A 22,941-nucleotide genomic window follows, 5' to 3' on the forward strand; every position below is an offset into this window, starting at 1 on the left:
CCAGACATGGCGACTGTCTCGCCCTTTCCTGCCAGCCAGAGCGGCGATCCTGCAGCGCCCGCCAACCGGGGTGCAGCCCCGCAGGGTGCTGCAACTGCGCGGCGCGTGCGCGATCCACGACTGGATTTCTTTCGCGGCATTGCGATGTTCATCATCCTGTGCGCGCATATTCCGGGCAACCGCTGGACCGGATGGATCCCGGCGCGTTTCGGGTTTTCCGACGCGACCGAGATTTTTGTGTTCTGCTCCGGAATGGCCTCTGCCGTCGCCTTTGGTGGGACATTTGCCAACCGTGGTTGGTGGATCGGCTCCGCCCGTGTGCTGTTTCGCTGCTGGCAGGTCTATTGGGCGCACATCGGTCTGTTTGTCTGCATTGCAACAACCATGGCCGCGCTGGATCTCTATGGCGGATTTGACAAAAGCTATATCGGCTCGCTGAACCTCAAGCCGTTCTTTGAAAACCCGGTGCCCCAATTGGTTGGTCTGATGACCCTGGGCTATGTCCCGAACTACTTTGACATCCTGCCGATGTATTTGGTGGTTCTGGGGTTGATGCCCATCATGATGGGGCTGGAACGCGTGGGTTTTTGGGCGGTGGCAACGGCCTCGGTCGGGATCTGGCTGCTGGCCAACCCCTATATGGTCGGCTTTGGGCCAGATGGGGTCGGACTGTCGGCGGAACCCTGGTCGCAGCGGGAGTGGTTCTTTAACCCCTTTGGCTGGCAATTGCTGTTCTTCACCGGTTTTGCGTTCATGCGGGGGTGGATCCCGGCTCCGCCAGTGTCGCGGGTGTTGATCGCACTGGCTGCGGCCTACTTGATCCTGCTTGCACCCTTTGGTTCCTGGAAAGTGTTTCTGTGGGTCAAAGCAGCTGCACCTGATCTGGCGGATTTCATCCGTCCAACCTGGAGCTGGACCGCACAGTGGCGCGAAAAGACAGACTTTGGCCTGCTGCGCTACGGCCATTTCCTGGCGCTCGCCTATCTGGCTTGGGTTGCTGCAGGTGATGGCGGCAAGCGGTTGATCGCCAAAGGCCACGGCTACGGCGCGACGGTCTGGGCCTGGATCTTGCGGATCATTTCCAAGGTCGGCCAGCAATCCCTTGCGGTGTTTGTCTTCTCAATGGCGCTCGCACGGCTTCTGGGCTTTGGGCTGGATCAAACCGACCGCACTGTTGCAAACACCGCATTCTTCAACCTGTTGGGCTTTGCTCTGATCATTGGCTGCGCCTACACGGCCGCCTGGTTCAAATCCCACCCATGGAAGACCAAAAAATGACCAAGCTTTCGCGACGCACATTTCTCTCGGCCGCGCTGGCGAGCACCGCACCCCTCGCCCTGGGGACTTTGACCACACCGGCTCTGACCGGCCCCGCCGGGGCAACGGGTGGCCCGGCCTTTTCGCATCAAGCCATCGTCGATGAGGCCAGAGCACTGGCGCAAAACTCATTTGTTGCGCGCGGCACTGTGCCAGAGGACTGGCGGAACCTGACCTATGATCAGTACCAAAAGCGGTGGTTCCGCAGCAAAGATGCGCTCTGGTCGAAAACACCGCGCAGCTACAATGTCGATTTCTTCCTGCCTGGGCTCTACTTCCCGCGCCCAATTGAAATCAACACCGTCGTCGATGGGCTGAGCCAGAAGGTCGCCTTCGATCTGAGCCTGTTTGACAAGACCGATATGGCACCTGATCTCAGCGTGGATGAGAGCCTGGGATACTCAGGGTTTCGGCTGCGCACGGCTCTGCGTGAGCCAGACAAAAAGCATGAGTTCTGCGTTTTCCAGGGCGCAAGCTACTTCCGCGCGATTGGTGCCATTCACAACTACGGGCTGTCAGCGCGCGGTCTCGCTGTTCGCACCGCAGACCCTGCCGGGGAAGAATTCCCTGAATTTACAAAATTCTGGCTAGAGGCCCCCGTTCCCGGCCAGAAAAACATTATTGTGCATGCCCTGATGGATTCCCCATCGGTCACTGGCGCTTATCGGTTCGACATCCATCCCGGCCAAAACACCGTGATGGATGTAGAGGCTACGCTGTTTGCACGCGAGGAATTGGACAACATCGGTCTGGGACCGCTGACCTCCATGTTCCTCTACGATCAGACCAATCGGAACCGTTTCGATGATTTCCGCCCCGCGGTTCACGACAGCGATGGTCTGTTGGTGGTCAACGGCAACGGCGAAACCCTGTGGCGGCCGCTGGCAAACCCAAAGAAGCTGCAGATTTCGTCCTTTGTGGATGACAATCCGAAGGGCTTTGGGTTGATGCAGCGCCCACGCTTGCTGTCCGACTACGAAGATTTCGAAGCCCACTACCACAAGCGCCCATCGCTTTGGGTTGAACCCAAGGGCAATTGGGGCAAGGGCTCTGTCACACTGGTGGAGATCCCGGCAGATAAGGAAATCTACGACAATATTGTCGCCTACTGGCGTCCCAAAACCGCCTATGCTGCCGGATCGGAGCTGACCTTTGCCTATCGTCTGACCTGGGGAGAGGACCCCGATCTCGGATTGCCACGGGTGACCAACTCGGCCTCCGGCGCACGGATCTTCGGTGATCCTGGCCGGATCATGACAATCGATTATGGCCCTCATCCGCTGTTTGCAGAGGGTGTTGGCGATCTGGACATTCATATCAGCTCGCCCCATGTGGCGACCTCAGAGGGTGTTTTGCAAAAAAACAGCGAGACGGGCGGCCTGCGCTTGGCCTTCTCCTTTGATCCGGCAGAGCGCGACCACGTCGAGCTGCGCGCCGAACTGCGCAAGAACGGCGAACCTGCGTCTGAAGTCTGGCTTTATCGGTGGACCAAATGAACCAGGCAGCGCGGCACATCACCTCTCTGGTTCCGCCAGAACAACCGCTGGCCATGCCCGAACAGGACTTTGGCCGACGGTTCGAAGATGATGCTGCGCCGATTGGTGCCACCAGCCAGGGCGCGCGCGCGGTCGCACTTTGGCGGATCCTGGCATTCTCCCCTGCGATGCTGGCCACTGGGCTGTTGGTTTGGGGGATGAAAGACTGGTTCGCTGCTGATGGCTTCTCGGGACTCGAAGTGATCCTGCTGGTGCTGATCGTGTTCAATTTCTTCTGGATCAGCTTTTCCGTATCCACGGTTCTACTGGGGCTTTGGGGGCTGTCCCAACGCCCGCGGGCAAGACGGCGTGGCCCACCGCGTCCGATGCGCGTTGCGCTCTTGGTGCCGGTCTACAACGAAGTGCCCTGGTATGTGCTCGGCAACGCGCAGTCGATGCTTGAAGAACTGCACGCCCGTGGCGGCGCACATGATTATGCGATGTTTATCCTGTCTGACACCCGCGACGACGATATCGCCGCGCAGGAACAGGCCAGCGTGATGGCTTTGCAGGCGATGCTGCCGCCGGGCGTTCAACTGTACTATCGCAGACGCCCGGACAATACCGGGCGCAAAGTGGGCAATATCACCGATTGGGTGCGCCGTTGGGGTGCGGGTTGGGACGCCATGTTGGTGCTGGATGCCGACAGCCTGATGACCGGGCGCGCGATTGCACATCTCGCCAACGCGCTGGCCCGCGACGAGGGTGCGGGGCTGATCCAGAGCTACCCGCAACTGATCGGCGCCCAGTCAGTTTTTGGTCGCATGCAGCAGTTCGCCAACGGCGTCTACGGTCTCGCCCTCGCAGAGGGGCTGGCCCGCTGGGCAGGCCACGAAGGCAATTATTGGGGCCATAACGCGATCATCCGTACGCGGGCATTTGCAGCCTGTGCCGGGTTGCCGCCGCTGCGATCGCCGTTTGGGCGCGAAAAACTGATCATGAGTCATGATTTCGTGGAGGCAGGTTTGCTGCGCCGCGCCGGGTGGAGCGTGCAATTTCTGCCGCGGATCAAAGGCTCCTATGAAGAAACGCCACAGACCCTGATTGATCACATGCTGCGCGACCGCCGCTGGTGTCAGGGCAACCTGCAACACCTGAACCTCCTGACCGCACGTGGGTTTCGTGCCCTGTCTCGTTTCCATCTGCTGCATGGGGCAATCGGATACCTCATGGCGCCGGTCTGGTTTGCACTCCTGGTGATTTGGGCCCTGATCGGCACAGGCGAAGATGCCTCTGTGCTCACCTATTTCAGCGAAGCCAACCCCACCATGCCATCCTGGCCAGATATGACCGAACCGCGCCATGTGCTGGTCATCCTGTTGATCTATGCGATGCTGCTTGCGCCCAAATTGCTTGCAGTGGCGGCCCTGCCGCTGACCGGCGCGCGCTTTACCGACTATGGCGGGGCCACGCGCTTTGGGCTGTCGTTGATCACGGAAATCTGCCTTGCAATCTTGTATGCACCAATCCTGATGGTGCAGCAGATGATCGCCGTTTTCCGCACCGCCTTTGGGCTGCAAAAAGGCTGGTCTCCGCAAACCCGCGACGGCGGGCGCTATTCCTGGACCACACTCGCGGCCTGCCACAGCCTGGAAACCGTCAGCGGATTGGCGCTGTGCAGCGGGCTGATGACGGGCATCGTGTCCATCTGGTTGTTGCCCATCGCAGTGTCACTTGTCTTGGCCATTCCCTTGTCGGCGCTATCCGGCGTGCCGCTACAGCGGTTTTCCAGCGGTCTGCTGGCGACCCGCGAGACGCATAAGGAGCCGAGGATCACCCAGATCGCCCGCGCCCGCCGCGACCGCCTGCGCCATATGATCGAAGGTCACGGATCCTATCAGACACCTGCCGAGTAGCCGCAGGCGTCGCAAAGGACGACACATATATCACGCGCGCCTTGGCTGAGACCACGCCACCCCATGACACACAGCAAGCGTGGTAGCCCTCAGTCAATCAAATCAGGTTTTTCCAGCCAGTCCAGCATCCAGTTGGGCCAGTCCTTCGGGACCTGATGACCTCCCGGAAAGAGGACAAATTCGATATCCCGCCCGATGCCGCAATCCCAGGCCCGGCGCAGGGTGCTTTCTTGCTGCCAGCGGCGATCCGGTGCATGGGTTTCGCAACCGTTGGTGTCGCGCCACAGCTCCAGCCCAGCGAAGATATCCCCCTGCTGGAACCGACCACCGCCAATGAACCGCCCCTCCAGCGGCACCACAGGATCGGTCCAGCCATGGGTGTGGAACATCCGCACGGGTCCGGCACATTTGTCAGGCTGCGGCCGCCAAAAACCGCCTGACACCGGCGCATAGGCGACGAACTGATCAGGGTTAGCGCAGGCCAGGTAGACCGTCATGAAACCGCCGGCCGAGAACCCCGACAAAACAGCACGCTGGGGGTCGATATCAAATTTGGTGGCAGCATCCTGCAGAACGTCGTCGAAGAACTTACTTTCATCGCGGCGCCCAAACGACGACAAAAATGCCCAGGATCTCGGCCCGCCGGGCTCCCGCGGCAGCGCATTGGGCGCAATCACCGCATAGCCCCGGCTGGTCAGCCCATCCACCATTGCGCTGTTGCGCATCGCGGCCGCGGCTGATCCGCCATATCCGTGCAAAAACATCACCGTTGGCCACGCGGTTTCCGCCCCACCATCCGGCGCATCCGTTGGCAAGGCAATATGGTAGGTTCCACCTGGCAGCTCACACACGCCTGCACGCGTCCCGCAAGTCGGTTCTGCATAAGAGGGCGTGGCACATAGCGCCGCAAGGGCAGCGACAGCGGCCTGTGCAAATCGTTTCACTCTGATCCCTCCGATGATCCCGCCCACTGTGACACGGGCAAACCCGTCTCCAGCCAACCTGGCCCCGCGCCGGAGCCAAGCATGCCCTCCGGCACATCAATGATCTGGCTGTATCCGGCATCTTGCAACGCCAGCGTCATGCGCGCAGATCGCACGCCCCGAGCACAAATGAGCGCGATTGGCGCATCCCGGCTGCCACCAGTGATCTCATCGAGCGCTGCAATAAAATCCGCACGTCTCATATCCAGAGGTTGCCCGGACAAAGGCACGCCCGTTGTACGCCATTCATTGGGCGTTCGAATGTCGATCAAGGTCAGGCTGCCATCCTGCGCCCGTGCGAAAGCTTCTTCTACCGTCAGTTTGACGGCATCATGATCCGGGGTGCGCCCAGACCACCAGGTCACAGCAACAGGTGTCGCAAGCGCAAGCCCACCTAAAGACCACAGCATCGCCCGACGCGACATCCGTGAATTCGGCACGAAACCGTGCTGATTTGGCTGGTCTGGCGCGGGATTGAATGATTTTTCCGCGTTTCTTGATGATTTTGATCGAGATTGCGACATTCAGCCACTCCAAAGGTAAATCTAACATACCTATATGCCGCTCAGTCCTAGCAGGTTCCTGTTCAGGGTTCAGCAAGAGAGCGTAGTTCGATGTTCAAGTTGTCGTCAGCACGGCGTCACGCTGCCGATGTACAACCTGTGTGGCAGGACTACTGCATCAACCCCGCGCCGGATGAGCCCGGTGCAAGGAATGCTGGCCTCGTGGCAAAAAACTGCTTAGGCAAACCATAAGATATGGCCTTGCGCATGGAGGAGAACCGCACGTGTCCTTGTTCTTGATTGCTGCCCTGCCCTTTTTGGGTGCAGTATTCCCGGCCCTGTTGATACGGGCGGGACGCAACACGTCCGCATCCGCAGCTGGATTGACCACGCTGTTGGCATTTATCGGGCTCATGCTGCATGCCCCCGCAATTTTCCGCGGCGAAGTGATACAAGCCCAATTTGATTGGCTGCCCGGGCTCGGGCTGAACGCCAATTTCTTCCTGGATGGGCTGGGCTTTCTGTTTGCCAGCCTGATCCTTGGCATCGGTTTGCTGATCATCCTCTATGCGCGTTTTTACCTCTCGCGCGAAGACCCGATGGGCAATTTCTACACCTATCTGCTCTTGTTCCAAGGCGCGATGGTTGGGATCGTTACGTCGGATAACATCCTGCTTTTGTTGATCTTCTGGGAATTGACATCGCTCAGCTCTTTCCTATTGATCGGCTACTGGAAACACCTGCCCGAGGGACGACAAGGCGCGCGGATGGCGCTGACAGTCACAGGCGCTGGTGGGCTGGCGCTGATTGGTGGCATGCTGATCCTGGGCAATATTGTCGGGTCGTATGACCTGACGGTGATCCTGCAAAACAAAGAGATGATCCAGAATTCGCCGCTCTACCTCCCGGCGCTTCTGTTGATCCTGTTGGGCGCCTTCACAAAATCTGCGCAGTTCCCGTTTCACTTCTGGCTGCCGCATGCGATGGCAGCCCCCACACCGGTTTCGGCCTATCTGCACTCGGCAACAATGGTGAAGGCTGGTCTGTTTCTCCTCGCCCGCCTGTGGCCGGTTTTGTCTGGGACGCTAGAGTGGTTCTACATCGTGGCAACCACCGGCCTTGTGACCATGGTGCTTGGCGCTGTGATTGCTCTGTTCAAGGATGACCTCAAAGGACTGTTGGCATTTTCGACGGTCAGCCATCTGGGGCTGATCACCATGCTGCTGGGCTTTGGCACCAAATTCGCAGCCGTGGCTGCCGTGTTTCACATCATCAACCACGCGACCTTCAAAGCTGCGTTGTTTATGAGCGCGGGGATCGTCGATCACGAAGCACACACCCGCGACATCAAACGTCTGGGCGGCCTGCGGTTCCTGATGCCCATCACCTTTGTGATTGCAAGCCTCGCAGCGCTGTCCATGGCCGGTGTGCCACCCTTCAACGGCTTCTTGTCAAAAGAAATGATGCTGGAGGAAACAGCCCGAACCTTCTGGGCAGGCTCGCCCTTGATCGTGCCGGGACTTGCGGTCATCGCCGCGATCTTCTCGGCGGCTTATTCCTTCCGCTTCATCGTGCATGTGTTTTTCGGCCCGAAACGGCAGGACTATCCTGCAACCCCGCATGATCCGGGCGCTGGCATGTGGCTTGCACCCGCCCTGTTGGTGGGTCTCGTAGTGTTGATTGGCCTGTTCTCCGCAGCGATCGCCGGTCCTTTGGTCGCGACTGCTGCTACAGCCGTGATCAACGGAGAGAAACTGCCATATTACTCGCTGAAACTATGGCATGGCTTTACGCCTGCGCTCTACATGTCCGTCGTTGCGGTCGTGGGCGGAGCGATCTTGTTGATGTTGCACCGCCGTCTGGATGCGCTCTGGGCAGCCGCCCCGCGTCCCGAGGCGAAAGCGATCTTTGAAGCTCTGATCGACCGTTTGACCCGCTTTGCCCGTTTTGTGACCGATGGTCTGCACAACGGATCCATGGGCCGCTACGCCGCAGTGATGATCACCTTCTCCGCGGTTCTGTCGTTCTACGCCTATCAGAGCGGCACACTGTCCGTGCCCACACGCGAGTTGCAAGAAGCGGGGTTGATCCCGATCCTAGGCTGGGCCAGCCTTCTGGTTGCCACCGGGTTTATGGTTGCGATGCACCGCAACCGGCTGCTGGCGCTGGTGTTGATCGGCATCGTGGGTTTGGTTGTTTCCATGGGCTTTAACTATCTGTCAGCACCGGACCTCGCCCTGACCCAGATCTCGGTTGAGGTGGTCACCATCATCCTGATGCTGCTGGCACTGAATTTCATGCCGAAAGAAACCCCCGTTGAAAGCAGCGCAGGCCAACGGCTGCGCGATGGCACCATCGCGGGCATCGCTGGCCTGGGTGTGGGTGCCCTGATCTATGCGATCATGACCCGCGATTTCCTGGCCCCAACCATCTCCGACTTCCATTGGGCCAACTCCTACAAAGGTGGCGGCGGCACCAATGCAGTGAACGTCATCCTGGTGGATTTCCGCGGCTTTGATACCTTTGGCGAGATCATCGTTCTGGGCATCGCCGCATTGGTCATCTTTGCCCTGACCGAGGCAGTTCTGGGCAGCCGGGTGCGGGCCTATCTGCTAAACCGGAAGCCAGATTTGCCGCAGGCAGGCGACTCCCACCCGATGATGATGGTGGTTGCGACCCGCGTGATGATGCCGCTGGCGCTGATGGTTGCGGCCTATATCTTCTTCCGCGGCCACAACCTGCCGGGTGGTGGGTTCATTGCCGGGCTGATCGCGGCGATTGCAATCATCATGCAGTACATGGCCTCTGGTTTTGCCTGGGCTAGCGAGCGGCAGCGCTACCCCTATCATGCGATCATTGGCTCCGGCGTTCTGATCGCCGCGGCAACCGGGCTTGGATCCTGGTTCAGCGGATCGGCATTCCTGACCAGTGATTTTGGCTATATCCACCTGCCGCCGCTCAAGGAATTTGAATGGGCGACCGCTGCACTGTTCGATCTTGGCGTGTTCCTGGCTGTGGTGGGGGCCGTGTTGCTGGCCTTGGAAAGCCTGGCGCGATTTGCCTGGCAGCCTGGCGGTGGCAGCGATCATGCCATGGACATCAATCCGGCGCGCGACGATGCCGCCCAGACCGAGAGTGAGGCCTGACAATGGAGTTTCTGGTTGCATCCGCCGTTGGTGTGTTGACCGCGGCTGGTATCTATCTGGTTTTGCGTCGCAGAACCTTTCCGGTGATCCTGGGCATTTCGCTGTTGTCCTACGCTGTGAACGTGTTTCTGTTTGCGACAGGGCGCTTGATGAGCGGCGCACCTGCCATTCTCAACAAATACGAAGAGGTGGCCCATGCCGACCCGCTGCCGCAGGCCTTGGTTCTGACCGCGATCGTAATCTCCTTTGGCATGACAGCCGTGGTGGTGATGATCGCACTTGGGGCTTACCTGTCCTCACGCGATGATCGGATCAACCTCACCGACGATGGCACTGCCGCGGGAGACGACGCATGAACCACCTTATCGTTGCGCCCATTATCCTGCCGGCGCTGGTTGCTCCGCTGATCATTATGGTGCTGCGCTACCACATTGATTTGCAGCGTATTTTCTCGGTTGCCAGTGTGGCACTGATGCTCGCGATAAGCGTCGCACTCGGCTTTCAGGCTGCCGATGGCACCGTCCAGGTCTATGAGCTGGGCAATTGGCCCGCACCATTTGGGATTGTCCTGGTGCTGGATCAGCTATCAGCGATGATGATCGTACTGACGACGGTTCTGGCGATGGCGGTCGTGCTCTATGCGATCGGCACCGGCTGGGACGAGCGCGGGGCGAATTTCCACGCGTTGTTCCAATTCCAGTTGATGGGCATCCTGGGCGCATTCATGACCGGAGATGCCTTCAACCTGTTCGTCTTCTTCGAAGTTCTGCTGATTGCCTCTTATGGTCTGATGATCCACTCCGGCGGGGCGCAGCGGTTTCGGGCAGGCGTGCAATATGTTGCCTACAACCTCTTGGGCTCGACCCTGTTCCTGTTTGCGCTTGGCGTGCTCTATGCAACGACCGGCACCTTGAACATGGCAGACATTGCGGTGCGTGTCGCCGCGCTGCCAGAAACTGACACGGCGCTGCTGCGCGTGGGCGCGTTGATGCTGCTGTTGGTGTTTGCGATCAAAGCAGCGGTGTTGCCCTTGCATTTCTGGCTGCCTGCATCCTACAGCAACGCCCCCCTGCCCGTCGCGGCGCTCTTTGCGATCATGACCAAAGTGGGCGCCTACGCGATCCTGCGCGTCTACACCCTTGCCTTTGGTCCAGATGTGCCCGCAACTGCAGGTCTGGCCGGTGACTGGCTGCTGCCAGCGGCGATCATCACGCTTGTTGTTGGTGCGATTGGCGTGTTGGGCTCCCGCGAAATCGGCAGGTTGATCGCCTTTGCCGCGATTGCCTCCATGGGCACGCTCTTGATCTCAATTGCGCTGTTCACCCCTGCTTCGGCAGCCGCCGCGCTCTACTACATCCTGCATTCGACACTGGCCACCGCGTTGATGTTCCTGATTGCCGATCAGGTGATGGAGCGTCAGGGCGGCGCGATCAAAGCGCTGCCGCCGATGGCGCAATCAGGGCTGCTGTCGGTCATGTTCTTCATCGGGGCCATCGCCCTGGCAGGCATGCCACCGCTGTCCGGTTTCATCGGCAAGCTGCTGATCCTGGATGCAGCACGCAGCCATGATCTGGTCTGGTGGATTTGGGCCGCGGTTCTGGTCGGTTCGCTGATCACCATCATCGGTCTGGCGCGTGCAGGCACACTGCTGTTCTGGAAAAGCCACGGTTTGCCTGATGCCGAGACAGATGCCGAAGCCGCGCAATCAACCGTGGAAGACAACGCGACCAGCGGCGACGATGCATCAATGACCACGACCCACAACAATGGCTCCCCGCTGCCGATCACCGTCTGCATGACACTTGCAGCCATCATCGCCGCGATGACCATTTTTGCAGGGCCCATCACCCGCTACACCGAAGCGACGGCGCAGCATCTGTTTGCCCCCAGCGCCTATATTGAAACCGTGCTGAAGGGAGACACAGAATGAAACTGCTGCGCCGCATCTTTCCGCACCCGATACTAACGCTGGTTCTGACCGGAACGTGGTTGCTGCTAGTCAACGGCTGGTCCTTGAACTCGCTGGTGTTCGGCTTTGGGCTTGGCGTGCTGATCCCGTTCGTCACCCAGCCCTACTGGCCACAGGAGCCACGGATCAAGAGCCCTGCCAAGGTGATCGCCTACCTGGCGCTTGTCCTCTACGACATCGTGGTGGCCAATATCACCGTCGCCCGGATTGTCCTCTTCAAAGCCAATGCCAAACGTCACCCCAACTGGGTGACAATCCCACTTGATCTGCGCACACCAGAGGCCATTACCGTGCTGGCAGGCACCATCACCATGACCCCCGGCACCGTTTCTGCGGATCTGTCGGACTCAGGTCATGCCCTTTTGGTGCATTGCCTCGACGCACCGGACCCAGCGGCTGTGCGCGACGAAATCAAGACCCGCTATGAAAGCCGCCTGAAGGAGATTTTCGAATGATCGAAACCGCTGCAGTTTTTGCCTTCGTTTGCTTCGCGCTCGGGCTGGTGATGAACCTCTGGAAAATCGTGTCCGCAAAGGATGTGGCCGACCGTATCCTCGCGCTTGATACCATGTTCATCAATGCCATCGCCCTATTGGTGCTGTACGGCATGGCGCTGGGGTCCAACATTTTCTTCGAAGCCGCGATGATCATCGCAATGCTCGGCTTTGTGTCCACAGTGGCCTATGCGCGGTTCATCCTGCGCGGCAACATTATTGAGTGAGGCAGCCATGGATCAGATCTTCGAAGTGATCATTGCACTGTTGTTGGTGATGGCCGGCGTCTTTGGCGTTGTTGGCTCGTTTGGGCTGATCAAGCTCAACGACCGGATGTCGCGACTGCATGCCCCGACGAAGGCCACCACACTTGGCGTAGGCGGCGTGTTGTTGGCATCGATGGCCCACGCGGCGGCGTTTGAAAAATACATCTCAATTCATGAATTGATGATCACGCTGTTCCTGTTTTTGACAGCCCCCATCACGGCAAATTTCATTGCGAAACTTCACATACATCGCCATGACACGCCTGAAACCCTGCCCGACCCTGGCGAAGACAAAGTCTGGGCAACCCACAATAAACCGGAGGATGAGGTGATCGGCCCGCAACTCTGATCCCCCTTCTCTGCCCCCGCCGCTGGCGGGGGTTTCTTTTACTCTCGGGTGCTGTCACTGCGACAGCGCCGCATCACATCATCTAGAGGCGTCCCATGCATCAGCCCAACCTGCCGAAAACCAAAGATGTCGTGTTTGTCGGCGGCGGGCATACCCATGCATTGGTGCTGCGCAAATGGGGAATGCGGCCTTTGGCGGGGGCGCGGCTCACGGTGATCAACCCCGGCCCCACAGCCCCCTACTCCGGTATGCTGCCAGGATTTGTTGCAGGCCACTATGATCGGGACGCACTCGACATTGATCTGGTACGGCTCTGTCGCTTTGCCGGGGCGAGGCTGATCATGGCACCCGCAGACGCCATCGACACTGCGGCGCATCGCATTCATGTGCCCGGCCGCCCTCCTGTCGCCTATGATCTGGCGTCCATCAACATCGGCATCACCTCGGCGATGCCGGAGCTACCAGGCTTTGCTGAACATGGAATTCCCGCCAAACCGCTAGGCCGTTTCGCAGCTCGGTGGGAGGCGTTTCGCGCGCAAAGCGAGACAGCACATGTCGCCGTCATCGGGGGTGGTGTTGCCGGGGTGGAGCTGATCCTGGCGATGGCCCATGCGCTGCACAAACAGGGCAATTTTGCCTCCGCCACACTGATTGATCGTAGCGATATCCTGTCGGATACCAGCACCAAAACACGCGCACGACTGTTGCAGGCCTTGCAGGCCCATCGCGTCACCATCGCTGATCGTAGCCATGTCAGTGCCGTGGAAGACCGCTTTGTGATCCTGGCCGATGGCCGCAGCATCCGCTCTGATTTCACAACCGGTGCAGCCGGGGCAAAAGCGCAAGGCTGGATCGGCGCGAGCGATCTGACCCAACAGGATGGGTTCTTGCTGGTAGATGCACATCTGCAGACCAGCGACACGGACGTCTTTGCCGCCGGGGATTGTGTCGCCCTGACCCCATCGCCGCGCCCAAAGGCGGGCGTTTACGCAGTGCGGCAGGCACCAGTCCTGTACCATAATCTGCGCGCGAAACTGACGGGCGACCCACTGCGCGCTTACAAACCGCAAAAAGATTACCTCAAACTGATCTCTCTGGGCGACACCGCTGCCGTGGGCGAGCGGTTTGGTCACAGTTTTTCTGGCCCCCTGATCTGGCGCTGGAAAGATCACATTGATCAAACCTTCATGGATCAGTTCCGTGACCTGCCTCAGATGGAACAGCCTACATTGCCCGCCGAACACACTGCCGATCTGCCAGCGGCACTGGGGGACAAACCGCTTTGCGGTGGCTGTGGCGCGAAACTCGGTGGTCAGGCATTGCGCGATGCACTCTGTGAGCTGCCTGCCACGCAGCGCTCCGATGTCACCGCGTTGAACGGTGATGACGCGGCGGTGTTGCACATGGGCGGGCAGAAACAGGTGATCAGCACCGATCATCTGCGCACCTTTACCGAGGATCCGGTTGTGATGGCACGGATCGCCGCCGTTCACGCCCTTGGCGACATCTGGGCCATGGGCGCAGAACTACAGGCTGCAACGGCCACAGTTATCCTGCCCAAGCTCTCTGCCGCGCTGCAACAGCGCACCCTCAGCGAAATCATGCAGGCCGCAGGCGAGATTTTCCGCGATGCAGGCGCAGACATCGTGGGCGGGCACAGCTCGCAAGGCGACGAACTGACTATTGGCTTTACCGTGACTGGTTTGTGCAACCATCCGCCGATCACACTGGCAGGCGCAGAAGCAGGCGACGCGATCATTCTGACCAAACCACTGGGAACAGGCATCATCATGGCCGGTGAAATGGCGGGCGTTGTCAACGGCGCGCATGTCCAAACCGCGCTCTCACAGATGAGCCACCCACAGGCCGAGGTGGCGGCATGCCTATCCTCTGCCAAGGCGATGACAGATGTCACAGGGTTTGGCCTGCTTGGGCATCTGATGGGCATATGCCGCGAGTCCGGCGTGGGCGCCGATGTCACCTTCAACGCCGTTCCGGTTCTGCCTGGCGTCACCGATTTGGTTCACAGCGGCGTGCGGTCCTCACTGTTCCAGGACAATGCAGCGCTGGTGCCCAACCTGGCGACTGGCGGGTCGCAAGATGTGCTGTTTGATCCCCAGACCGCGGGCGGTTTACTCGCAGCGGTGGATCCAACGCAGGCAGACACAGTTCTTAAGGCGCTGAAATCTGTGGCACCGGAGGCTGCCATCATTGGTCATTTCACCGGCACGCCCAACGCCATTACAGTAAATTAATATAAAATAACAAAATCTTAACCAGCAAAGCTCATGCAGATTGTGACCGGTCACAGATACTGCTACCGGCAGGTCCGCCCCACATCGCCGGTTACTGCGTGTTCAGAATGCCCAGCAATTCCTCCGCAAGGCGGGAGATATCGCGATCTCTAAGGTCCTGCGCCTTCAGCTGGTGCAGAACCGGCGCACCGATGGCAGTTCGGGATTTCGTATAGGCCGGATCATAGTGCTGCACCATCAACGCCTCTGTCAGCGCTGATTTATCGCCCGCCGCGATCAAATCCATCCAGCCATCCACTACGGCGTTTGATCGGTGCTCTCGCAGGGTATGCAAACGCTCTTGCAGCATCGCGGCGTTGGACAGGATATCATCGTATTCTGCGCGTAAATACGCACATCGGGCCTCCACGCTGGCCGTCACTTCAACACGCGGTGCTGCTTTCATGGCGGCCCAAATCGTCGGTGGCACAATGCGCGCGCCGATCTTGCTCGACTCGGCCTCCACCAGCACGGGCAGGCGCGGGTCGAACCCGGCCAGTTTGCCCGCGACACGTGATTCAAACGTTTTCTGGCTCGGTTGCGGCGCATCATAGCCCCCCAACAAAGAGCCGCGGTGCTCCGCGCAGCCCTCCAGGTCAAGCACCTGCCCGCCAAGCGCCGCAACCTGAGCAAGGATTTTCGTCTTGGCAGTTCCGGTGTAGCCGTCCAGCGCTACAAACCGATGCGGAAGTGTGGTATTATATAAAAAGTCATGCACGAGACGCCGGTAGCTCTGATAGCCGCCGTCGACGACATCCGCGCGCCAGCCAATCTGCTGCAACAACCAGGTGAAACTGCCGGACCGCTGACCACCGCGCCAACAATAGACCAGCGGCCGCCAAGATCCATCATACTGGCTCAGATGCGTCTCAATATGGTCAGCTGCGTTGCGAAACACTTTGGCGGCGCCCAGTTTGCGGGCCAGGAACGGGCTTTGCTGGACGTAGATCGTACCAACTTCTGCGCGTTCGTCGTTGTCCAGAACCGGAAGGTTGATCGCACCGGGCAAATGATCTTCGGCAAATTCAGCCGGGCTTCGTACGTCAATTATACTGTCGTATTTCTGATCAGCAATTTCGGATAGCGATGCAAAACGAATGGACATGTCCCTGATCTACAGATGCGGTCGCACAAGCGAAAGCGGCATTTCGGTAAGACCCACGATATTTTAACATAGATCGAAAGTTAACAGTAATTTATAGGCAAAAGAGACCGGGGTGATTTGGCCCGAGATCTGCGCCTGATCTTTGCACGTGGAAGGACTTCGAATGAGCAAACCAGAGTTTGACATGTTTCAACTTCCTGGCTACCTGATCCGCCGTCTTCATCAGATCTCGGTATCGCTGTTTGCAGAGCGGATGTCTCAGCATGATCTTGATTTAACGCCTGTTCAATTTGCAACCCTCAATGCGCTTGCGCTGGAATCAGGTGTTGATCAGGCCACTGTGGCCAGTCGGATTTCTTATGATCGCGCAACATTGGGCAAAGTGATCGACCGGCTCGAGGCCAAGGGTTTGATCGAACGCACGGTCTCTGCTCAGGACCGCCGTGCCCGCATCGTCAGCCTGTCGCAAGCCGGCGCATCACTGCTCGGGCGTGCGGGTCCGGTTGTCATGGCAATGCAGGCGGAAATCCTGCCCGGACTGTCTCTGGCGGAGCGCGAACAACTGGTGTCTTTAATGACCAAAGCCATTGGGGAGCGCAGTTCCGCAAGCTAGGCAACGGTCCGGCAAGCGCGCACTCCAACTGAGATCGCATCTTTAGGCAAAGACGTGCTAGTCACGCCCCCGACGATAAGCCTTACGCGCCAGATCTATGCGAGCCTCCAGCAACGACATCTCCTTGAGGATCTTATGACGCGCTGTGCGATCCCCCGTGTCGGCCAACTCTTTGCGCAGATCGGCCAGGCTGCGGGAGAGGCTGACAAACTCAGGCACCGCACCATTCTCTTTCACCAATCTATCAAGCAGCACATTTTGCGGATCATCGACGCGCGGCAACGGTTTTCCCGCGCCCGGCAGGTTCTCGAACGCGCCCTCGGCTTCCGCCTCTTTGATGCGGGCATTGATAAGATCGATCAAAGGATGGTCCATACCTGATCCTACCTCCTCAGGCCCCAAAAAACAAAGGCCGCACCCAGAGATCGGGCGCGGCCAAAGATGTCAGCGATGAACAGCCAGTTTACTTCTTGCTGATGCGACCATCGGTGTAGGGGCTGTAGGGGCCCTGCTCCGCCAGGTATTCAGCAACAACATCTGCGAGGTCAGGACCGAAGTCATAGGCGCTCTTGTCGTCGCCTGCGAACATCTTGTAGCCGTCGCCGCCATTGCGCACGTAGTTGTTGGTGACCACGCCGTAGGTTTTGGCGGGATCGATTGGCACCCAGGCGCCGCCGTCCATCACCATGACGTCTTTCACGCGGCCTTCATTCGGCGCGACCGACTGGTCCCAGGTGAACTGGAGCCCCGCGACCTGGGGGAAACGGCCCTTGGCCTCTTCCACCTGGCTTACGCCATTCTCAAGCGCCGCGATCACGGTTTCACCGGTGATCTGGAAAGTCGACAAGGTGTTCTGGAATGGCAGAACAGTCAGAACCTCACCCATGGTGACTTCGCCCGCGTCGATAGACGCGCGCAGACCGCCGCCATTCTGGATCGCAATCGTGATGCCCTGATCCTTCACCCGATCCAGCATGGCGTCCGCAACCAGATTGCCCATGGCGCATTCCGTGGCCCGGCAAACCTCACGTGCGCCTTCCACCGCATCCGCGGTTTCAGCGACAACACGCTGCTTCATCTCTTCGATCGGAGCGCCCATTTCTGCCACCCGAGCCGCAATCGCAGCATCCGGCGTCACAGAGGCATCCAGCAGGATCGGCTCGCCCATGGCAGAGAGCACATTGCCATTATCATCGAAGGTCAGCGTCACTTCGCCGAGGTATTTGGAGTAGGCATAAGCCTGCACAACCGGCACATCACCAACCATAGTCGGATAGGCGCCCGCGGCCCGGTCACTGGTGTTCGAAAGCAAGGTGTGGGAGTGACCGCCAACAACCAGGTCCAAACCTTTGACCTGTGCCGCGATTTCCAGATCCTTGGCCAGACCAACATGGGTCAGCGCGATGATCTTGTTGACACCTTCGGCCGTCAGCGCATCCACATCTGCTTGCAGGCTCTGAATTTCGTCCTGGAACACCACATTGGGGCCGGGAGAAGAGGTATCAACCGTGTCGGTCGCCAAAGCAGAGACGATACCGATACGCTCACCACCGACTTCGAGGATCACATGATTGGCGACCTTGCCGTTCAGGCTGGCTTCTGCGCTCAGATCGAGGTTGCCGGAGACGACCGGGAAATCGACAGCATCGATAAATCCGGCAAGCCCCTCTGGGCCGTCATCAAATTCATGGTTGCCAACTGCCATGGCGTCATAACCGATGGCCTGCATGAACTCCGCTTCGGCAGCACCTTTATAGGTGGTGTAAAACAGCGAACCCTGGAACGGATCGCCCGCGTCCAGCACGATCAGATTTTCACCTTCCATCGCGGCCCGTTTGCCGTCGACAGCGGATTTGATCCGCGCAACGCCACCAAAGCACTTCCCTTCGGCTTCGCCCTCGGCGTTGCAGGTCGAATCGTATTTGTTGATCGATTCAATGCGGCTGTGGATGTCGTTGGTGTGCAGAACGGTCAGCTTATAGTCGGCAGCGGCCGCGCCCGCGGTCAGGCCAAGTACGGCAGCAGACGTCATAAGACGTGTGAGCATGAGAAAAGACTCCCCTTGTTTTCGATTGTGCGAATGGTGCTCGCAAACGGTGAAACAGTCAAAGGGGAAAAGTGGCTTTCCACCCTGCCTTTGCGGCAGATCGACCGATATTGGCACTTGATTGCGACGAGGCGGCAGGGCATCACCGCGCATATGCTGATCTACAAGATTTTCCGCTCCGACGAATGGGCCAAGCTTCAGGCAGATGGGGAGACTTTGGGCGCTCCTATCGACCTGACAGACGGTTACATTCATTTCTCCACCGCGACCCAGGCCGCAGAAACCGCCGCCAAGCACTTTGCTGGTGCGCAGGGCCTCTGGCTGATTGCCGTTGATGCCGACAGCCTTGGCCAGGATCTGCGCTGGGAGGTGTCCCGTTGTGGCGCAGATTTCCCGCACCTGTACCGCAAGATGCACCTGTCTGATGTGGTTTGGGCCAAGGAGCTGCCGCTTTCGGATCAGGGGCATGTCTTTCCGGAGGACATGGCGTGACGCTGTTGGAGCGCCTGGGTCTTGCGGCGCTGCATCAGTTTGACCCCGAAACTGCACATGGCCTGTCGATCAAGGCGCTCCGCTTGTGCCTGACACCAAAAACCGGACCAGTGACCTCTGCCCGGCTGAAAACCACGATCGCGGGGCTTGAACTGCCGAACCCGGTGGGCTTGGCCGCAGGCTTTGACAAAAACGCAGAAGCCATCCCCGCCCTGAGCGCTGCGGGTTTTGGGTTTATCGAAGTCGGTGCCGCCACGCCCAAACCGCAACCCGGAAACCCCAAGCCCCGATTGTTCCGCCTGCAAGAAGACAAAGCAGCGATCAACCGGTTCGGCTTCAACAACGAGGGTATGGATGTCATCGCCGCACGGCTGGCCAACCGGCCGCGAAACGCCGTGGTCGGGCTGAACCTCGGTGCCAACAAGGACAGCACCGACAGAGCTGGCGATTTTGCGACCGTACTTGCCCATTGCGGTGAGCATCTCGATTTTGCAACCGTCAATGTCTCCTCCCCCAATACGGAGAAACTGCGCGATCTGCAGGGCAAAGCCGCGCTCTCTGCGCTGTTGACGGGCGTCATCGAAACCCGGAACACCCTGGCCCAGCCAATCCCCGTGTTCCTGAAAATCGCACCTGATCTGGATCAGGCAGGTCTGCAAGACATTGCCGAGGTTGCGGTGGCCTGCGGGATTGATGCGGTGATCGCAACCAACACAACCCTGTCACGTGAGGGGCTGCGCAGCCATCACAAGGGCGAGGCAGGTGGCCTGTCCGGTGCGCCCTTGTTTGAGAAATCGACCCAGGTGCTGGCCAAGCTGTCCACGCTGCTGGAGGGTCAGGTGCCCATCATTGGTGTTGGCGGCGTCTCCACTGCGCAACAAGCCTATGACAAGATCTGCGCGGGCGCGTCTGCGGTGCAATTCTACACCGCGCTGGTCTATGGCGGCCTGTCGCTGGCCGGAGACATTGCCCGCGGGTTGGATGACCTACTCGCACGCGATGGGTTTGCCTCGGTTGCCGATGCGGTTGGAAGCAAACGGGATGCCTGGTTGTGATCACCTATTGGCACAATCCCCGTTGTTCCAAATCGCGCGCCGGTTTGCAGATCCTTGAGGAGCACAGCGCAGATCATAAGGTCCGCCTTTACCTCGATGATAACCCAACGGGGGAGGAAATCCGGCAGGTGCAACAACGCAGTGGCCTGCCGATCACTGACCTGTTGCGGCCGTGCGAGCCGGTATTTGCCGAGCTGGGCCTTGCACTGTCCGATCCAGAGGATGTTCTGATTGCGGCAATGGCTGCGCACCCCATCCTGATCCAACGCCCCATCGCAATCACTGGGACGGCTGCGGTGATCGGTCGGCCGCCCGAACAGGTGAAACGGTTGCTCTGATCCAGTCTTTAGCCGGGTGGATGGACACCAAACCAAGAGACCTGAAGAGGCCCAAAGACCACATAGATCATCAGCCGCGCATTAAGTGCGGCCGATTGAGGCCTCCAGCCGTGGATAGCGCAGGCCCAGGGTGACACCGCGTGCGACATTCAACACCATCAGCGCCGCCCATAGACCATGGTTGCCCAAGAGTGGGACCAGCAGGACAACAGCTATGCAATACAGGCTAACAGACTGTATCATTGCGATGCGCATGTCCCGCGTCCAGGTGGCGCCGATGAAAATCCCATCGAGCATATAGCTCGCGACACTGACCAGAGGCAAAACCGCGACCCAGATCAGATAGGTCCGCCCCGCCTCTCGCACCTCTTCGGAGGTCGACATCAGGCCAATCAGCCCGCCACCTGCCAGCGCAAAAAACGCCGCAAGAACAATGGCTGTCCCGGCAGCCCATTGGCTGCTCAGCAGGGAGGCGCGCCTGAAATCCGCTCGCGATTTTGCCCCCAGGGCACTGCCGACCATAGCCTCTGCCGTGAAGGCAAAACCATCCATCGCAAATGCCGTGATTTCAATGAATTGCAGCAAGACCTGATTGGCCGCAAGGGTCACATCGCCCAGATCTGCACCGATAAACAAGAAGGCAGTGAACGATCCGGTCAACAAAACCGAGCGGATCATGATATCGGCATTGACCTGTGCCATGCGCCGCAAACGCTGCGGATCCCACACGCGAGCCCAATCGTGCCGCTGCCTGCCCACGAAGGCCTCGCGGCAAAACCACAGCCCAAGGGCAAAGCCGCTCCATTCGGCAATCAGCGTGGCCGTGGCGACACCGCCAACGCCCCATCCGAGGCCAAGCACAAACGACAGATCCAAAATGATATTGATACCATTCATCCAGATCTGGAGCACAAACACCTGTCTGGTGCGTTCAATTGCAATCAGCCAACCGGTGATCGCATAAAGCCCGATGGTGGCAGGCGCTCCCCAAATACGGATCTGCAGATAGTCTCGCGCCAGGGTTTCGACCTCCTGGCTGGCGGGCGCAATGGCGAAGGCGGCCCAGAAAACACCCCCTTGCGCCACAATCATGCTGACGCCCGCCACGGCGGCAATCAACAGCCCGCGGCTGAGAATCGCACCCATTTCAGCGTTGTCCCCTGCCCCTTTGGCTTGTGCCGCCAACCCGGTGGTTCCCATCCGCAGAAAGCCAAAGATCCAATAGATCGTGGCCAGAATGACAGCCCCGATCCCGACGGCTCCGATTGGCGCGGCCTGCCCCATCTGTCCGACCACACCCGTATCGACCGCGCCCAATATGGGAACGGTGGCGTTGGACAGGACGATGGGCACGGCCACCTTCAACACTCGGCGATGGCTGATCTCCGTCTCCGGTGACCGGAGCGTCTCGGCCATGGATCAGCCGCCTGCGGTGGCAGTGTCGGCCGCAGTGGTGGCCTGCGGCATCAGAAAATGACCGGTCGCTTGCGCATAGAGCTTGGATTTATGATCCTGCCAAGCCTCCACATGAACTGACGCATAGCGACGCCCTGCGCGCGAAACCGTGGCGCGGGCATAGGCATCTCGCGGCAGTCCCGACCGCAGATAATCAACTGTGAAATCGATCGTCTTTGGTTGCCGTGGCAATTTGCCCGCCGCCAACTCCTCCACATTGAGCGCGCCGCTTTCGATCTGCGCCCAAAGGCTGCTCCAGGTCAGCGTCATCACTGCCGTCACTTCCAGAAAGGCTGCGGTGACGCCACCATGGATTGCCGGCAAAAATGGATTGCCGATCAGCTTTTCGTCAAAATTCAACTGCGCGGTCAGCTCGTCGCCGCGGCGGTCGAAGGTGATGTTGAGAAACCGCGCATAAGGCACTGAATTGACCAAAGCTGCAAGCGCTGCATCACGACGTTGTTTGATCACCTGGACGGGTTCGGGACGAGGACGGCTCAAAACTTGCTCTCCACTGTAAAGGCGCCAACTGCTGTGGCCACCGGGTTGTCTTGATCATCATCCATGGCCACGGCCCGCACAAACGCGACGTTACGAGTCATGTGGTGACAGGTTGCACGGGTCAAAATGGTCTGGCCCGGTGTCGCCGCGCGCATGTAATCGATCCGCAGATCGATGGTTGCCGTCCCGCCGGGCGCTGAGGCATGGCACATCACAGCGGCCCCACAGCAGGTGTCCATCAGGGCAGAAACCGCCCCACCATGGATCACACCGGTGTCAGGATCCCCGATTAACTTCTCATCGTAGGGCATTGATATTTCGGCAGAACCATCACTAATACTCTCCACTTTCATGCCCAATTCCCGCGCATGTGGGATTGCTTCAATGAATTGCCTTGCCAGGTCGCTTTTGTTCGCCATGAGCCGGTCCGCCATCTTGTTTTCCTCTTTATCCGCCATAGTTTGCCCCAAGAGCAACCCCAGCGGTGTCGAGAACATTCTGAATTGTCCGGTGTAGGTAACATGCCAATTGTCCGCTTCAGTTAGTACCGCAGCAGCCCAAATCGGAACGAGCCGTAGGCGACTGGAGATTTGGGCTGCTGCGTTCGCACGCGTCGAAGCGGG

22 protein-coding genes are annotated in these 22,941 nt (G+C 59.2%); 14 read left to right on the forward strand and 8 right to left on the reverse strand.

The window, feature by feature from the left end:
• Positions 1-6 precede the first annotated feature (6 nt).
• Genes Q0C28_RS11705 through mdoH form a run of 3 tightly spaced genes read left to right on the forward strand, consistent with a single transcriptional unit; the run spans position 7 to position 4,708 of the window.
• Positions 7-1,278, forward strand: a complete 1,272-nt coding sequence (locus Q0C28_RS11705; protein WP_293575981.1) for an OpgC family protein — start codon at positions 7-9, stop codon at positions 1,276-1,278.
• Complete coding sequence (locus Q0C28_RS11710) at positions 1,275-2,813, forward strand: glucan biosynthesis protein (protein ID WP_293575982.1); 1,539 nt, start codon at positions 1,275-1,277, stop codon at positions 2,811-2,813. The genes Q0C28_RS11705 and Q0C28_RS11710 overlap by 4 nt, the downstream gene beginning before the upstream one ends.
• A complete protein-coding gene (gene mdoH / locus Q0C28_RS11715) occupies positions 2,810-4,708 on the forward strand; it encodes a glucans biosynthesis glucosyltransferase MdoH (RefSeq protein WP_293575984.1) in 1,899 nt (632 codons plus the stop codon). Before Q0C28_RS11710 ends, mdoH begins: the two co-directional genes overlap by 4 nt.
• Before the next feature lie 89 nt (positions 4,709-4,797).
• Here mdoH and Q0C28_RS11720 read toward each other — a convergent pair whose 3' ends face one another.
• Both Q0C28_RS11720 and Q0C28_RS11725 read right to left on the reverse strand, forming a co-directional pair.
• A complete protein-coding gene (locus tag Q0C28_RS11720) occupies positions 4,798-5,652 on the reverse strand; it encodes a prolyl oligopeptidase family serine peptidase (RefSeq protein ID WP_293575986.1) in 855 nt (284 codons plus the stop codon).
• Positions 5,649-6,101, reverse strand: a complete 453-nt coding sequence (locus Q0C28_RS11725) for a rhodanese-like domain-containing protein (protein ID WP_293575988.1) — start codon at positions 6,099-6,101, stop codon at positions 5,649-5,651. Before Q0C28_RS11725 ends, Q0C28_RS11720 begins: the two co-directional genes overlap by 4 nt.
• A gap of 377 nt (positions 6,102-6,478) precedes the next feature.
• Here Q0C28_RS11725 and Q0C28_RS11730 point away from each other — a divergent pair, with 377 nt between their 5' ends.
• The 7 genes from Q0C28_RS11730 (at position 6,479) to selD (ending at position 14,673) form a co-directional block, all read left to right on the forward strand.
• A complete protein-coding gene (locus Q0C28_RS11730; protein WP_293575990.1) occupies positions 6,479-9,340 on the forward strand; it encodes a monovalent cation/H+ antiporter subunit A in 2,862 nt (953 codons plus the stop codon).
• Positions 9,341-9,342: 2 nt separating this feature from the next.
• Positions 9,343-9,696 carry a Na+/H+ antiporter subunit C gene (locus Q0C28_RS11735; protein ID WP_293575992.1) on the forward strand — a complete coding sequence of 118 codons (354 nt, stop codon included), beginning with the start codon at positions 9,343-9,345 and terminating at the stop codon, positions 9,694-9,696.
• Positions 9,693-11,270, forward strand: a complete 1,578-nt coding sequence (locus tag Q0C28_RS11740) for a monovalent cation/H+ antiporter subunit D (RefSeq protein WP_293575993.1) — start codon at positions 9,693-9,695, stop codon at positions 11,268-11,270. Before Q0C28_RS11735 ends, Q0C28_RS11740 begins: the two co-directional genes overlap by 4 nt.
• Complete coding sequence (locus tag Q0C28_RS11745) at positions 11,267-11,764, forward strand: Na+/H+ antiporter subunit E (RefSeq protein WP_293575994.1); 498 nt, start codon at positions 11,267-11,269, stop codon at positions 11,762-11,764. Before Q0C28_RS11740 ends, Q0C28_RS11745 begins: the two co-directional genes overlap by 4 nt.
• Positions 11,761-12,030 carry a K+/H+ antiporter subunit F gene (locus Q0C28_RS11750; protein ID WP_293575995.1) on the forward strand — a complete coding sequence of 90 codons (270 nt, stop codon included), beginning with the start codon at positions 11,761-11,763 and terminating at the stop codon, positions 12,028-12,030. The genes Q0C28_RS11745 and Q0C28_RS11750 overlap by 4 nt, the downstream gene beginning before the upstream one ends.
• Positions 12,031-12,037: 7 nt before the next feature.
• The gene (locus tag Q0C28_RS11755; RefSeq protein WP_293575996.1) at positions 12,038-12,418 is read left to right on the forward strand and encodes a Na+/H+ antiporter subunit G; all 381 of its coding nucleotides are present in this window, start codon (positions 12,038-12,040) and stop codon (positions 12,416-12,418) included.
• Positions 12,419-12,513: 95 nt separating this feature from the next.
• Positions 12,514-14,673 (forward strand): selenide, water dikinase SelD, encoded by a 2,160-nt coding sequence (selD, locus tag Q0C28_RS11760; protein ID WP_293575997.1) that lies wholly within the window; start codon positions 12,514-12,516, stop codon positions 14,671-14,673.
• A 91-nt stretch (positions 14,674-14,764) separates the two neighbouring features.
• Here the strand turns inward: selD and mnmH are convergent, their stop codons facing one another.
• Positions 14,765-15,817 (reverse strand): tRNA 2-selenouridine(34) synthase MnmH, encoded by a 1,053-nt coding sequence (gene mnmH, locus Q0C28_RS11765; RefSeq protein WP_293575999.1) that lies wholly within the window; start codon positions 15,815-15,817, stop codon positions 14,765-14,767.
• A 163-nt stretch (positions 15,818-15,980) separates the two neighbouring features.
• Between mnmH and Q0C28_RS11770 the strand changes: the two genes are divergently transcribed.
• The gene (locus Q0C28_RS11770; RefSeq protein ID WP_293576001.1) at positions 15,981-16,430 is read left to right on the forward strand and encodes a MarR family transcriptional regulator; all 450 of its coding nucleotides are present in this window, start codon (positions 15,981-15,983) and stop codon (positions 16,428-16,430) included.
• 57 nt (positions 16,431-16,487) lie between these two features.
• Here Q0C28_RS11770 and Q0C28_RS11775 read toward each other — a convergent pair whose 3' ends face one another.
• Positions 16,488-16,805: a DUF1992 domain-containing protein gene (locus Q0C28_RS11775; protein WP_293576002.1), complete on the reverse strand. Its 318-nt coding sequence runs from the start codon at positions 16,803-16,805 to the stop codon at positions 16,488-16,490.
• 88 nt (positions 16,806-16,893) lie between these two features.
• The gene (locus tag Q0C28_RS11780) at positions 16,894-18,477 is read right to left on the reverse strand and encodes a bifunctional metallophosphatase/5'-nucleotidase (protein WP_293576004.1); all 1,584 of its coding nucleotides are present in this window, start codon (positions 18,475-18,477) and stop codon (positions 16,894-16,896) included.
• A 153-nt stretch (positions 18,478-18,630) separates the two neighbouring features.
• Here Q0C28_RS11780 and Q0C28_RS11785 point away from each other — a divergent pair, with 153 nt between their 5' ends.
• From Q0C28_RS11785 to Q0C28_RS11795, 3 genes are read left to right on the forward strand one after another with little or no spacing between them, the layout of a single operon-like run.
• Positions 18,631-18,969: a DUF952 domain-containing protein gene (locus tag Q0C28_RS11785; RefSeq protein WP_293576013.1), complete on the forward strand. Its 339-nt coding sequence runs from the start codon at positions 18,631-18,633 to the stop codon at positions 18,967-18,969.
• A complete protein-coding gene (locus tag Q0C28_RS11790; RefSeq protein WP_293576006.1) occupies positions 18,966-20,024 on the forward strand; it encodes a quinone-dependent dihydroorotate dehydrogenase in 1,059 nt (352 codons plus the stop codon). The genes Q0C28_RS11785 and Q0C28_RS11790 overlap by 4 nt, the downstream gene beginning before the upstream one ends.
• Positions 20,021-20,362: an arsenate reductase family protein gene (locus Q0C28_RS11795; protein ID WP_293576007.1), complete on the forward strand. Its 342-nt coding sequence runs from the start codon at positions 20,021-20,023 to the stop codon at positions 20,360-20,362. The genes Q0C28_RS11790 and Q0C28_RS11795 overlap by 4 nt, the downstream gene beginning before the upstream one ends.
• 81 nt (positions 20,363-20,443) lie before the next feature.
• On the opposite strand, the gene Q0C28_RS11800 is transcribed toward Q0C28_RS11795, so the two are convergent.
• Genes Q0C28_RS11800 through Q0C28_RS11810 form a run of 3 tightly spaced genes read right to left on the reverse strand, consistent with a single transcriptional unit; the run spans position 20,444 to position 22,737 of the window.
• Positions 20,444-21,778 (reverse strand): MATE family efflux transporter, encoded by a 1,335-nt coding sequence (locus Q0C28_RS11800; protein ID WP_293576008.1) that lies wholly within the window; start codon positions 21,776-21,778, stop codon positions 20,444-20,446.
• Positions 21,779-21,781: 3 nt separating this feature from the next.
• Entirely contained in the window at positions 21,782-22,318 is a 537-nt protein-coding gene (locus Q0C28_RS11805; RefSeq protein WP_293576009.1) for a PaaI family thioesterase, read from the reverse strand.
• Entirely contained in the window at positions 22,315-22,737 is a 423-nt protein-coding gene (locus Q0C28_RS11810) for a PaaI family thioesterase (RefSeq protein ID WP_293576014.1), read from the reverse strand. Before Q0C28_RS11810 ends, Q0C28_RS11805 begins: the two co-directional genes overlap by 4 nt.
• Positions 22,738-22,941 lie beyond the last annotated feature (204 nt).

Origin of the sequence: Phaeobacter sp., from assembly GCF_022825805.1 — a bacterium.
In the GTDB taxonomy this organism is placed as follows: domain Bacteria; phylum Pseudomonadota; class Alphaproteobacteria; order Rhodobacterales; family Rhodobacteraceae; genus Phaeobacter.